General features: G+C 48.4%; 13 protein-coding genes. 1 reads left to right on the top strand and 12 read right to left on the bottom strand.

Translation table 11 applies throughout. The features are described 5' to 3' along the window. Position 1: 1 nt before the first annotated feature. From livG to GY634_RS11595, 12 genes are all read right to left on the bottom strand, one after another. Complete coding sequence (gene livG / locus GY634_RS11650) at positions 2-775, bottom strand: high-affinity branched-chain amino acid ABC transporter ATP-binding protein LivG (protein ID WP_166408714.1); 774 nt, start codon at positions 773-775, stop codon at positions 2-4. After that, positions 772-1,998: a high-affinity branched-chain amino acid ABC transporter permease LivM gene (livM, locus tag GY634_RS11645; protein WP_166408713.1), complete on the bottom strand. Its 1,227-nt coding sequence runs from the start codon at positions 1,996-1,998 to the stop codon at positions 772-774. The genes livG and livM overlap by 4 nt, the downstream gene beginning before the upstream one ends. Further along, on the bottom strand, positions 1,998-2,924 hold the full coding sequence (gene livH, locus GY634_RS11640) for a high-affinity branched-chain amino acid ABC transporter permease LivH (RefSeq protein WP_135861610.1): 927 nt from the start codon (positions 2,922-2,924) through the stop codon (positions 1,998-2,000). Before livH ends, livM begins: the two co-directional genes overlap by 1 nt. 106 nt (positions 2,925-3,030) lie before the next feature. Beyond that, positions 3,031-4,146: a high-affinity branched-chain amino acid ABC transporter substrate-binding protein gene (locus GY634_RS11635; protein WP_166408712.1), complete on the bottom strand. Its 1,116-nt coding sequence runs from the start codon at positions 4,144-4,146 to the stop codon at positions 3,031-3,033. Between the two features lie 158 nt (positions 4,147-4,304). After that, positions 4,305-4,793 (bottom strand): VUT family protein, encoded by a 489-nt coding sequence (locus tag GY634_RS11630; RefSeq protein WP_423227304.1) that lies wholly within the window; start codon positions 4,791-4,793, stop codon positions 4,305-4,307. Between the two features lie 68 nt (positions 4,794-4,861). Continuing rightward, a complete protein-coding gene (gene proC, locus GY634_RS11625; protein WP_166408710.1) occupies positions 4,862-5,698 on the bottom strand; it encodes a pyrroline-5-carboxylate reductase in 837 nt (278 codons plus the stop codon). A 133-nt stretch (positions 5,699-5,831) separates the two neighbouring features. Beyond that, complete coding sequence (locus tag GY634_RS11620; RefSeq protein ID WP_166408709.1) at positions 5,832-6,956, bottom strand: high-affinity branched-chain amino acid ABC transporter substrate-binding protein; 1,125 nt, start codon at positions 6,954-6,956, stop codon at positions 5,832-5,834. Positions 6,957-7,059: 103 nt separating this feature from the next. Beyond that, on the bottom strand, positions 7,060-7,638 hold the full coding sequence (locus tag GY634_RS11615; RefSeq protein ID WP_166408708.1) for a Dps family protein: 579 nt from the start codon (positions 7,636-7,638) through the stop codon (positions 7,060-7,062). A 62-nt stretch (positions 7,639-7,700) separates the two neighbouring features. Beyond that, a complete protein-coding gene (locus tag GY634_RS11610) occupies positions 7,701-8,666 on the bottom strand; it encodes a LysR substrate-binding domain-containing protein (protein ID WP_166408707.1) in 966 nt (321 codons plus the stop codon). A 34-nt stretch (positions 8,667-8,700) separates the two neighbouring features. Continuing rightward, entirely contained in the window at positions 8,701-10,779 is a 2,079-nt protein-coding gene (recG, locus tag GY634_RS11605; protein WP_166408706.1) for an ATP-dependent DNA helicase RecG, read from the bottom strand. Positions 10,780-10,784: 5 nt separating this feature from the next. Continuing rightward, entirely contained in the window at positions 10,785-11,171 is a 387-nt protein-coding gene (locus tag GY634_RS11600; protein WP_166408705.1) for a Rid family detoxifying hydrolase, read from the bottom strand. A gap of 87 nt (positions 11,172-11,258) precedes the next feature. Further along, on the bottom strand, positions 11,259-12,035 hold the full coding sequence (locus GY634_RS11595; RefSeq protein ID WP_166408704.1) for a ferredoxin--NADP reductase: 777 nt from the start codon (positions 12,033-12,035) through the stop codon (positions 11,259-11,261). Between the two features lie 341 nt (positions 12,036-12,376). On the opposite strand from GY634_RS11595, the gene GY634_RS11590 reads away from it, so the two are divergent. Further along, complete coding sequence (locus tag GY634_RS11590) at positions 12,377-13,414, top strand: Fe(3+) ABC transporter substrate-binding protein (protein ID WP_166408703.1); 1,038 nt, start codon at positions 12,377-12,379, stop codon at positions 13,412-13,414. Positions 13,415-13,430 lie beyond the last annotated feature (16 nt).

The raw sequence follows: 13,430 nt of genomic DNA, 5'->3' as shown, positions 1-13,430 counted from the left end.
GCTATTCTTCCCCCAGATACGCTTTGATTACACGCGGATCATTCTGTACTTCGGTAGGTAGGCCCGAAGCAATAGGTCTACCGTATTCCATTACCATCACGCGATCAGAAATGCCCATTACTAAGCTCATATCGTGCTCGATTAACAAGACAGCGACATTATGTTTATCGCGCAAATCATTAATCAGTACCTGCAAGTCACGCTTTTCTTGAGGATTTAGACCCGCAGCAGGCTCATCCAGTAGCAAAATACGCGGTTCGGTAATCATGCACCTCGCAATTTCTAAACGGCGTTGTAAGCCGTAGGCTAAGTTACCCGCTTCGCGGTTCGCAAACTCACGTAAGTCTAAGTAATCTAACCAGTGAGCCGCACGTTCTAAGGCTTTCTCTTCAGAACGCTTATGCACGGGCAACTTAAACAAGCCACCTAATAAGCCTGTGTGGATACGCGTGTGCTGAGCAACCATCAAGTTTTCTAGCACGGTCAGGTTTTTAAATAACCGTACGTTTTGGAACGTACGCACAATGCCTTTACGCGCCACCATGTGGCTAGGTAAGCCTTGAATGGATTCACCGTCTAAGCGGATATTGCCATCGCTGGGTTTGTAGAAGCCACTAATGCAGTTAAATACAGTGGTTTTACCTGCGCCGTTAGGCCCAATGATCGCAAATACTTCTTTGGGTTCTAGATCGAACTTAACGTTATCAACGGCTAGCAAACCGCCAAAACGCATGCACAGCCCATCTACATCCAGTATTTTTTTGGTCTGTGTCATGGTTTAAGCTCCACATGCGGGCGTTTAGCTGGCAACAATCCTTGTGGACGCCAAATCATCATTAACACCATCACCAAACCAAACACTAACATCCTGTACTCAGCAAATTGACGTGCGAACTCAGGCAGTACAGTCAATAGTATCGCCGCCAAAATCACCCCTATCTGTGAGCCCATACCACCCAATACCACGATAGCTAAAATCAGAGCTGACTCAATAAAGGTAAAGGACTCTGGGTTCACAATACCTTGTCTAGCGGCAAAAAACGCACCACCAAAGCCTGCAAACGTAGCACCAATAGTAAAGGCAGAAAGCTTAATACCTGTAGGGTTCAAACCCAATGAACGACATGCAATTTCGTCTTCACGTAAGGCTTCCCACGCTCTACCTATAGGCATACGTAGCAAACGGTTAGACACAAAGAACGTAATTAAGGCGAGCACCAACGCCAAGATATACAAGTACGTGGTCATATCTTGGTTATTAAAGGCCCACCCCATCAAGTCGTGGAAAGTGGTTTCCCCTTCCGGTGCACGACGCATCATGGGATAACCGAATACAGTAGGCTTAGGAATACCAGAAATACCGTCTGGACCGCCTGTAAAGTCGTACAGGTTGATCAGCAACAAACGAATAATTTCCCCAAACCCTAAGGTTACGATCGCCAGGTAGTCGCCGCGCAGCCGCAATACAGGGAAGCCTAGCAAGTAACCGAAAATACCCGCCATGATGCCCGAGAACGGCAGTGCCCACCAAAAGCCTAGGCCTAGCCAGTGGTACATCAGCGCATAGGTATAAGCACCCACCGCGTAGAAACCCACAAAGCCCAGATCAAGCAGACCAGCATAGCCCACCACGATATTCAAACCTAACGCTAACATCACATAGATGAGCACCAAGGTAGCAATATCAATTTGTGATCTACCCGAGAAAAAAGGCCACACTAGCGCCAAAAGAATTAAGGCGCCAATTAACACTTGTCTAGTGCGGTCCCCCATGGGAGGAATCTTAAATGACACCCCTTTTTGAGCGAATTTACCAGCCAATGCAGGACGCAATAACTGCACGATAAAAACAGCCGCCATGCCATAAAAAATCAGAGGCCATTCAGGTTGAACAGTGGTGTTCATACCGGAACGCAAAATCTGAAAACCAAAGACAGGGGCAACAATCACGCCAGCAATAAAAGCGGCGAATAATGCGGGTTTAATTCGACTTGCCATTAAACTTTTTCCACTTCTGGTTTACCAAGCAGGCCTGTAGGACGGAAAAGCAAAATCAGCACAAGCAAGCTGAATGCCACGATGTCCTTGTACTGCGATGAGATATAAGCGGCCGCAAACGTTTCTGCAAGACCTAACAGAACCCCTCCTAGCATTGCACCAGGAATGCTACCGATACCACCCAGAACAGCTGCCGTAAACGCCTTGATACCCGCGATAAACCCAATGTAGGGGTTCAATTTACCGATGGCTAATGCAATTAACACACCGCCTACGGCAGCCAGCATTGCACCAATAACGAAGGTAAAGGAAATGACTTTGTTCGTGTCAATGCCCAGCAAGTTTGCCATGCGCAAGTCTTGTGAACATGCGCGAGAGGCACGCCCCATTCGGGAATACTTGATGTAGAAGCTTAGCGCCACCATCAACACTACCGTCACGACAATAATCAAAATGCGTGAATACGCTGCCGTAACAGTGAAATCATCGCCCATAGGAATTTGCACAGCACCTGTTACCAGCGCAGGTACAGCCATATCGCGTGCGCCTTGACCCAAGGCTACCCAGTTCTGCAAGAAGATGGACATACCAATCGCAGAAATCAAAGGCACCAAACGTGGACTTCCTCGTAATGGCGCGTACGCCACTTTTTCTACAGCAAACCCATATGCAGCCGTAATGGCTACTGCTACCAAGATCATGATTAACACGATCAATAAAACGGGTAGCCCAGAGTTCATACCAATAATAGATAACGTTACCAACCCGGCATAAGCACCGATCATATAGATCTCGCCATGCGCAAAGTTGATCATTCCGATGATGCCATAAACCATGGTATAGCCAATGGCAATCAACGCATAAATAGCACCCAGCGACAGCCCGTTAAACAGCTGCTGAATTAATTGTGGTAATAAATCAGACATTGAATTTGGGATTCCGAATAAAGCTTTGGCAGGGATTGTAACCCGTAGCTAGATGCTTATTCTGTCTGGCGTCACTAAATTTAATAACGCCAGACCTGATTAAAGCTTACTTGACCTCAGAGAAACCGTTCTCTTTGTCCCATTTGTAGACCGAAAACTCGAAATGTTTAAGGTCGCCCTTATCGTCGTAAGACACATTTCCTATAGCTGTGTCGAAGCTATTGCCATGCATGTGATCGGCTCCTTTGCTAGCGTCGTCACCCACTGCGCCTAAGGTGTCTGCAATGATTTGAACTGCAGCATAGGCTGGGAAGGTAAAGGCTCCATCAGGGCTGCGACCATAGGTTTTAAAGTTTTCCATGACGCCTTTGTTGCTGTCCATTTTGGTGAAATCAGCCGGCAACGTAACCAGTAAGCCCTCTACTGCATCACCGCCAATTGCTACCAAGTCTTGGTTAGCCACACCTTCAGGCCCCATAAACTGGGTCGTTACCCCCTGCTCACGCGCTTGGCGCAACAACAAACCCAATTCGGCGTGATAACCACCGAAATAAATCAGATCAGGGTTGATGCTGCGTAATTTAGTGATCACTGCCGAGTAATCGGTATCCCCTACGTTGATACCTTCATAAAACACAATATTGGCACCACCTTTGGTTAAGGCATCTCGCACTTGGTTTGCCACACCAGAGCCATAGGTTTGTTTGTCATGCAAAATGGCGATACTAGCAGGCTTTAGCTGCTCCAGAATATAGGTAGCGGCGAAAGGCCCTTGCTGGTCATCCCTACCAATGGTGCGGAAGAAGTAATGCGGTTTGATAGTATCCGTTACCGCTGGTGAGGTTGCCCCAGGAGTAATGGCCACTATTCCTTCTTGCTCATAAATGTTCACGGCAGGTACTGCGGTGCCCGAACATGCGTGGGCAACAGCATAGTTAGCACCGGCAGTCATCACTCGGTTGGCCGATGCAACGGCTTGCTTAGGTTCGCAAGCATCATCAATCAGCACTGCCTCTAACTTACGATTGTTCACCCCGCCCTTAGCGTTGATGGCATCAATAGCGGTTAGCGCTCCGGCTTGAATCTGGTCGCCATACTGCGTGGAAGGCCCTGTCATGGGTTGAACAATACCAATTTTGATGGTTTCTTCTGCCGCATAAGCAGTCCCAAAACCAGCCCCCATCGCCACAGCCAGACTAATACCCAAAACTTTTAATTTCATTGCTACCACCCCAAAAAGAGCCGAGCTTTCAGATAATGCCTTTGATTGCCACGGACATGTTTGTAGAAATAAAGTGAACAAAGTTCATGTATTGTCTATTTGTGCCCATGCGCTGTCACTACGTGAAAGCCCTAGCGGAAGCTGAAATTTTCGTTTTTTTACTTATCCTTTGGTCTAGCAAGGTTCCACATTAATGCTCTGAAAGGTGCCAGCATAAAGGTGTTCAACAAAATTTTTATCGTAAAATCACCTAGCATTAAGGTTTGCCATGGCATATCGGTGCCCACAAAGGCAATGCAGAAGAAAATGAAAGTATCTACCGCAGCACCTGCTATCCCCCCTACAAACGGGGCTGTCCACCATTTGCCGTGTCGTAACCGATCAAATACGTAAATATCCGCCAATTGCGCAATCAAAAACGCTAAACCAGAGGCTACAGCGATTCTAGGCGTTGCTAGCCATGCCGATACCACTAAAGCAGACACAAAGCCCCACAAGGCCACTTTACGGGCCGTGAGAGGGCCAAAACGCCTATTTAAGAGATCAGAGACCAGAAAGGAAACTGGGTACGTTAATGCCCCCCATGTTAACCACGGGTTAATAGGGTACTGCACCAATACATTAGAGGCCACCACGATGATAATCATCGCCGCGATGGCCACCGCATAATGTATAGGCCGGACCGTATCGAGACGGCCCGTATCACCTACTACTTTCATGCAAATTCCACAGACAACTCAGCCGCTCGGCGTTTTGCTGCCGCCATCGCACTTTTTACGGTTTTCTCGAAGTTTTCAGCAAACAAAACATCTAATGCAGCTGCCGTCGTGCCACCTTGTGATGTCACACGTTTGCGCAGTGTTTCAGGCGTTTCAGGTGATAACGCAGCCAGTTGCGTAGCGCCGTTCAAGGTAGCCAAGGCCAGCTTACGTGACTGCTCTGGCGTTAAGCCTAATTCGGTGCCGCCAGCAATTAAGGCTTCTAAGAACAAAAACACATACGCTGGACCGCTACCTGATAATGCTGTGACGGCATCCAGTTGATCATCGCTTTCTACCCATACCACTTCACCCACCGTACCCAGCAATTGATTGGCAATGTTTTTATCGCGCTCAGGCACTGCAGGCAATGCTAATAGACCCGTTGCGCCACAACCTATAAAGGCTGGCGTGTTAGGCATACAGCGAATCACACGGTCATACGGTGTATCGTCGCCCAGCCAACGCGCAATGTCTGTAGCGGCAATACCTGCAGCCACACTAATAATCAACGTATCTGGTTGCAAGAAGGGTTTGCATTGTTGCACTACTTCTTTCATGACTTGCGGTTTTACGGCAAACACCCACACACGATGGTGACGTAATTGTTCTTCGGCTTGCGGGCGAGTGAGAGCACCTTGCTCTGACCATTTATCGCGCAGCTCAGCATTAGGTTCTACCACTAATACGTCGGATGCTGCGCACCGTTTACCGATCAAGCCAGCCGACAATGCAGAAGCCATATTGCCCCCACCAATAAATGCCAGCGTCATTTGGTAAGCCTCGTTCACCATCTATTTTTACTCCTAGAGTTTCTATTTTTATTGCTACGCTCATAGACGTGCACTTCACACTGTAGCAGAGCCTACGTACACATAAAAGAAGGCGGCTTAAAGCCGCCCTCTTTTCGTAAACTGCTATACGGAATTACTTGCCGTACAGTGTTTTGGAACCGTCTTTGTGCCAAACGTACACGTCGAACTTAAACTCGTTCAAGTCGCCTTGCTCGTTCCAAGAGATCACACCAATAGGTGTTTTCACTTCGTTAGCGTGCAAGTATTCAGCAACTTTCACAGGGTCATCTACGCCAGCACCAGCGATACCATCAGCAATCGCTTTAGTTGCCGAGTAAGACGTCATTTGGAAAGCACCCGCTGCATCGCGACCTTTGGCTTGGAAGGCTTTAACGATTTCAGCGTTTTCAGCATCTTGAGTAAAGTCAGCTGGCAATGTCAGCAACATACCTTCTACGGCGTCACCTGCAATCGCGTTAATGTCTGGGTTGCCGGAGCCTTCTGGGCCCATCATGGTTACGTTCAGACCTTGCTCTGCACCTTGGCGCAGCAACAAGCCCATTTCTGGGTGGTAGCCGCCGTAGTAAATGAAGTCTGTACCAGAGGATTTCAGTTTGGTGATCACAGCAGAGTAATCGGTATCGCCAGCATTGATACCCTCAAACATCACGATTTCGTACCCTGCATCTTTCAAGTTATCGCGTACAGCGGTAGCAATACCTTGGCCGTAAGACTGTTTGTCGTGCAACACAGCCACTTTAGTAGGCTTAATGTTGGCAGCGATAAAGGCAGCGGCCGCTGGGCCTTGCTGATCATCTCTACCAATAGTACGGAAAATGCTGTCGTAGCCTTTGCCATCCGTCACAGCTGGTGCTGTCGCCGATGGGCTAACCATCACGATACCTTCGCTGTTGTAGATGTCTGTTGCTGCGATCGTTGCGCCTGAACACACGTGACCTACTACGTAGTTAATACCATCGTTGATCACACGGTTAGCAACTACAGGACCTTGTTTAGGTTCACAGCCATCATCAATGACCACTAGCTCCAACTGTTTACCCAATACACCACCGCCTGCATTGATTTGTTCGATAGCGGTAAACACACCTTCACGAACCATATCACCGTATTGTGTCACGGGGCCGGTAGTTGGGCCTGCCACAGCGATTTTGATGGTTTCAGCTTGGGCAGCAGTAGCCATCATCAAGCCAGTAGCCAACGCCAGCGCACCGGCAATAGGGGTAAAACGAATTTTCATAAATGTGATCTCCTGATAAATGACATGACTGCCTGTTCCACCCGGCACAGGCAGTCATCCACATAGATAAAAGCTCAATAATCTGAACTTTTATTCATAGTATTTATTGTAAGAGGCTACGCAGCATCCACGCATTTTTCTCGTGCACATCCAAACGCTGTGTCAGCAAATCAGCGGTAGGCTGATCGTCTGCCGCATCGGCACAATCAAATGCTTGTCTAGCAGTGCGAGACAACGCCTCGTTAGCAGACAATAACATAGCAATCATTTGCTGTGCATCTGGCACACCTTTAGGCTCTTGAATAGAGCTTAGTGCCGCAAATTGTGCATAAGTACCTGGAGCATAATGCCCCAATGCACGCATACGCTCAGCAATGGCATCCAGCGCTTGCCATGTTTCGGTGTACTGCCCCATGAACATCTCATGTAATGTATTGAACATAGGGCCTGTGACGTTCCAATGGAAATTGTGTGTCATCAGGTACACCGTGTAGGAATCAGCCAATACCTTAGATAGCTCTTCGGCAATACGTGCACGGTCAGCATCACTAATACCGATATTTACCGCCAAAATGCCTGGCGCTGCCTTGACTGTTTTTGGTGCTACCGTTTTAGGTGCAGCCTTTTTAGTTGCAACTTTTTTGCTTGCCACTTTTTTCACAGCTTTTACCGCTTTAGCCATACATCGCTCCTAGAGGTTGGACTAAATAAAACCTACGAACCTTGTATTTCACGTTAAATAGTTTACTGTAATCCATCAAGATTACTGTAAATAACACTTTTATCTAACAAAAAATTAACATTTTCCAATCCACAATTCATGATGGCCTTGGTTAATGCATTAATCGCCTCAATACGAGGAAAGCTTTTACGCCAGATTAACGCAACGCGTCTATCTGGAGCGGGTTTAGTAAACGGTATATAACGCAGCAAGGCTCCTTCTTGGCCTGGCGCTGCTAACGAGCTTGACGGCAACACCGTCACCCCTATACCGGTGGCTACCATGTGCCTAATGGTTTCCAATGAAGAACCTTCGAAGGTACGTTGAATGCCTTCGCTGCTAGCTGAAAATCTAGAAAGTTCGGGGCACACACCTAACACCTGATCTCTAAAACAATGACCAGCCCCTAAAAGCAGCATGGTTTCACTTTTTAAGGCTTCAGGGTCTATAGCATCGCGATCCGCCCACGCGTGCGTACTGGGCACTGCCACCACAAATGGCTCGTCGTAGAGTTCACGCACCATGAAACCAGAGTCGGGAATGGGTAAGGCCACAATCGCACAATCCACCTCGCCCTGCTTCAACAACTCAATGAGTTTCACTGTGAAATTTTCTTGTAGCAGCAACGGCATTTGCGGCGTTTGGCGTATTTGCTCGGGCACCAGTTTGGGCAATAAGTACGGCGCTACGGTATAGATAATGCCTACCCGTAATGGCCCCGCTAATGGGTCATTACCTTGGCGGGCAATTTCCTGTACTTTGGCGCCTTCCTCTAGTACGCGTTGTGCTTGCTCGATAATACGCAATCCAATTGGTGTGATCCCTATTTCTGGACCACCACGCTCGAAGATTACTATGCCCAGTTCTTCTTCTAGCTTTTTGATCGCTACCGACAAGGTAGGCTGGCTTACAAAACAAGCTTCCGCCGCCCGGCCAAAGTGGCGTTCTCGCGCAACCGCCACTATGTATTTCAACTCAGTCAGTGTCATGTTCAGCCCTTAGTTTGCGTACGATACCGTTATATCAGGTACGCAGAAATTCTTCACGTCCTTTAAGCCAGCGCTGTACATGCGCATGCGCATGCTCTGGATACTGCTCACGCAGCAGGACAGCACACTCTTGTGCTTGTTCAATCATATACTCATCGCTATCTAAACTGGCAAAACGCAGCAATGCCTGCCCAGATTGCCGCACACCCAAGAACTCTCCTGGGCCGCGTAATGCCAGATCACGCCTAGCAATATCGAAACCATCCGTGGTTTCATACATGGCTTTTAGGCGTTCGCGAGCAATCGCCGATAAGGGTTGCGAATATAGCAATACACACACTGCCTGATGCGCACCACGCCCCACTCGACCCCGCAACTGGTGCAACTGCGCCAATCCAAAACGCTCAGCGTGTTCTATCACCATTAAATTCGCATTAGGTACGTCTACCCCTACCTCGATAACGGTAGTGGCTACCAGCACCTGTACCTCGCCAGACCTAAACGCCTCCATGATTTGCGCTTTTTCTTGGGTAGGTAGTTTGCCATGCAACAACCCTACTTTCACCCCCGCCAACTGCTCAGCTAAATGATGATAGGTGTCTACGGCTGTTTGTAATTGCAGTGCCTCACTTTCCTCTACCAAAGGGCATACCCAATACACCTGCCTACCCTCTTGTATCTGCGCATAAATATGGGCGATGACTTCCTCGCGCCTGTGCTCAGATAACAGCTTAGTAATCACCGGTGTACGGCCTGCTGGCAGCTCATCAATAACCGACACGTCTAGATCCGCCAAGAAGCTCATGGCTAATGTACGCGGTATAGGCGTAGCACTCATGTTTAACTGGTGAGGAATGGTACGTTTTTGCTTCTCGCCTTGTTCACCTTTACGGCTCAGGCTCAAACGCTGCCCCACGCCAAAACGGTGCTGTTCATCGAGAATAACCAAACCCAGTTGGTGAAACTCTACGCCATCTTGAATAAGCGCCTGCGTACCTACAACAAGAGCACAATGACCGTTTTGCACTCCCTCTAATACTGGTGCTCGTTGTTTGGCTGTTTGACTACCACTTAACCAGCCTACCGTAATACCTAGCGGCTCAAACCACAGCACCATCTTTTGATAGTGTTGCTCGGCGAGCAGTTCTGTAGGTGCCATCAACGCCACTTGAAAACCGCTATCTATAGCTTGCGCAGCAGCCATAGCTGCTACTACGGTTTTACCGCTGCCCACATCACCCTGCAGCAAACGGTGCATAGGATGCGATAAGCTTAGGTCTTCGGCAATTTCAGCCACCACACGCTCTTGCGCTGCCGTCAGTGTGAAGCCCAAGCGCTTGCGCAGCTGTTGTTCTAAGTCGCCGTGCTTCTGTATCAATGGCCATGATTTTTGCTTACGACGTGAAGCCCTAGCGGCCGCTAAACTCAGTTGTTGTGCGAGTAGCTCGTCAAACTTAATGCGCTGCCATGCTGGATGCGTTTTCTGCATCAAGGCTTCAGCATCCACATCCCGTGGGGGGTGATGCAGTAGTTTCAGCGACTCGGCAAAATTTGGTAATTCAAACTGTTCACGCAGCGCTTCAGGCAGCGTGTCTTGCAAGGGCAAGCGCTCTAAAGCTTCGTTGATACGGTTTTGTATTTGCTGTTGGCGTAAACCATCGCTTGCTGGATACACCGGTGTAAGCGTATCCGACAAGCCTTGATCCGGCTTCGTCACTTTGGGGTGCACCAGCTCTAGGCCATGAAACCCTCGTCGCACCTCACCGCGCACGCGTACTCGTTGGCCTTCTGCCAACTGTTTTAATTGCGAGGGGTAAAAGTGCAACCAACGCAGCGTAATTCTGCCGCTATGGTCTTGCAAGATAACTTGTAATTGCTTTCTGGGGCGCTGGGTGATGATTTGCTCAACCACCTCGCCTTCAAACTGTTGTGACAAGCCAGATCTGGCATCGCCTATAGCGTGAACAGCGGTTTCATCTTCGTAGCGTAAGGGTAAATGTACGACGAAGTCGGCATCGGTTTCTAAGCCTAATTGGCTGAATTTTCGTGCCAGAGTGTTTGCCGCGGCATCTGCGCGGCCCTTGGTGGGCCGTTTTGATGAAGCAGATGCCATAGCGATTAGAGAACCAGAATGGCCTCTACTTCAACCTGAGCGCCTTTAGGCAAGCTCGCTACGCCCAACGTAGAACGCGCTGGGAACGGCTGAGGAATCACATCAGCCATAATGGCATTCACGGTTGCAAACTTACTTAAATCTGTCAGGTACAGAGTCAGTTTGGCAATATTCTCCAGAGTGCCTCCCGCTTCGGTAATCACAGCTTCCATATTGGCAAAACACTGACGAGCTTGCGCTTCAAAATTGTCAGACACCAATTCACCGGTGGTTGGGCTCAAGCCAATCTGACCGGACAGGTACACAGTTTTGCTGCCTTGCACCGCTACCGCTTGGGAATAAGGACCTACCGCTGCAGGCGCAGCACTTGTCTGGATAATATCTTTAATCATGAGAACGTTATATAAATGCCGAAAACCGCACCATTCTAATCGTGCCGCAAAAGGCTGCACAAGCCCTTTGCGTACGAAGACGGTGTATTACTTCTCTACAAACGCTCGTTCAATCACATAATCACCGGGCTGACCTACGCCGGGAGATACTTTGAAACCACGTGCATCAAGCATGTTGCTCAAGTCTTCCAGCATCGCTGGACTACCGCACAGCATGACTCTATCTTTTTCTGGGTCTAAGGCATCTATGCCCAAATCAGCAAAAATCTTGCCTGATTCGATGACCGAGGTGATACGCCCTTCGTTGCGATAAGGTTCACGTGTAACCGTTGGGTAGTACAGCAGTTTGTCGCGCACCAACTCGCCGAAGAACTCGTTATCTGGTAGTTCTTTTTCGATAAAGTCAGCGTAAGCCAGTTCGCTAACAAAACGTACACCATGCACCAGAATCACTTTTTCAAAGCGTTCGTAGGTGTCAGGGTCTTTGATAATGCTCATGAACGGCGCTAAACCGGTACCTGTACCCAACAAGTACAAGTTACGACCATCACGCAAATCATCAACCACCAACGTACCTACTGGTTTGCGACTAACCAGAACGGAATCACCCACTTTCAAATGCTGCAAGCGCGAAGTCAATGGACCATCTGGCACTTTAATGCTCAGAAACTCCAGATTTTCCTCATAGTTTGCACTTGCGATACTGTAAGCACGCATCAGTGGCTTACCTTCTACTTCCAAACCAATCATGACAAAGTGTCCATTGGTAAAGCGTAGTGCCTGGTCGCGCGTCGTAGTGAATGAAAAAAGCGTGTCATTCCAATGATGCACGCTTAGGACTTTTTCAGTATTAAAAGCAGCCATGTATCAGTTTCAGTGTATGTAAGGAATCTGCCAGCCTAAGCAGGACAGGAAAATGGTATTTACGGCACCAGTTTAGCGCGTTTTATAGTGTAAATCCTGATATCCTTATGCAAAACTGGGTTTACTTATCATCTCTTATATAAGCTTATCTCTCCCTGATCTGTATCAAGACGATGACATTTGTCCTTCAAAACATGTCCAGTTCGTCAAGTTTTCGTCAATTCTGTAAGCCTCCGTCTCCACACTATTGTTAGGCAGCCCGTAGTCTGCTAAGGTGCTCTCGCGACTATCAATAATGATTGTCATTCTGATGAAAATTCCTAACTAGTAGGAGCCTCACTATGAGTTTTGCACGTAATCGCCTCTCCATTTTGGCTGGTCTGGTGTTTGGCACAATGGCAGTGAATGCCTATGCGGCTGAAGAAGTAAATCTTTACACCACGCGTGAGCCACAACTGATACTCCCAATCCTCGAGGCCTTCACGAATGACAGCAACATCAAGGTCAATACTGTCTTTGTTAAAGACGGCCTAATTGAGCGAGTACGTACCGAGGGCGATAAATCCCCTGCTGACTTGTTGATGACGGTAGACATCGGTAACCTGCTGGACTTGGTAGAGGCTGGCGTTACTCAGCCAGTAGAGTCCAGCACGCTGCAAGCTGCTATTCCTGCCAATTTGCGTGGCACTGACAATCAATGGTTCACCTTGTCATTGCGCGACCGCGTGGCTTATGTAGCCAAAGACATGGAAAACATCACCTCGCTGACCTATGAAGACTTTGCTAACCCAGAGTTCAAAGGCAAAGTGTGTATTCGTTCCGGCCAACACCCTTACAACACCGCTTTGATCGCCGCCAAAATTGCGCACGATGGTTTAGAAGCCACTGAAACATGGTTGCAAGGCGTCAAAGACAACTTGGCTCGTAAAGCCGCTGGCGGTGACCGCGACGTAGCACGCGACATCTTGGGTGGTATTTGTGATGTAGGTATTGCGAACGCCTACTATGTAGGTCGCATGAAAAACGCAGCACCTGGCACCGATGATTACGCATGGGGTGAAGCCATTAAAGTCATACGCCCTACTTTCGCAAACTCGGAGAGCCAAGGTACTCATGTTAATATCTCTGGCGCAGCAGTAGCCAAGCATGCTCCCAATAAAGACAACGCTGTGAAATTGCTGGAATACTTGGTGTCTGATGCTGCACAAAGTCTTTACGCAAAAGCGAATTACGAATACCCCGTTAAAGCCGGTGTAGAACTTGATCCAGTAGTAGCCAGCTTTGGCGAACTGGTCATTGACCCACTGCCATTAACTGAAATCGCTAAGCACCGTAAAGAGGCAAGTGAACTGGTAGATAAAGTTGGATTCAACAACTAAAACAACAAAGCTCAAG

It is taken from the genome of Paenalcaligenes suwonensis (assembly GCF_011290505.1).
GTDB lineage: Bacteria > Pseudomonadota > Gammaproteobacteria > Burkholderiales > Burkholderiaceae_B > Paenalcaligenes > Paenalcaligenes suwonensis.
The sequence above is the reverse complement of the archived record's forward strand: the minus strand, read 5'-3'. Positions and strand labels throughout refer to the sequence as shown.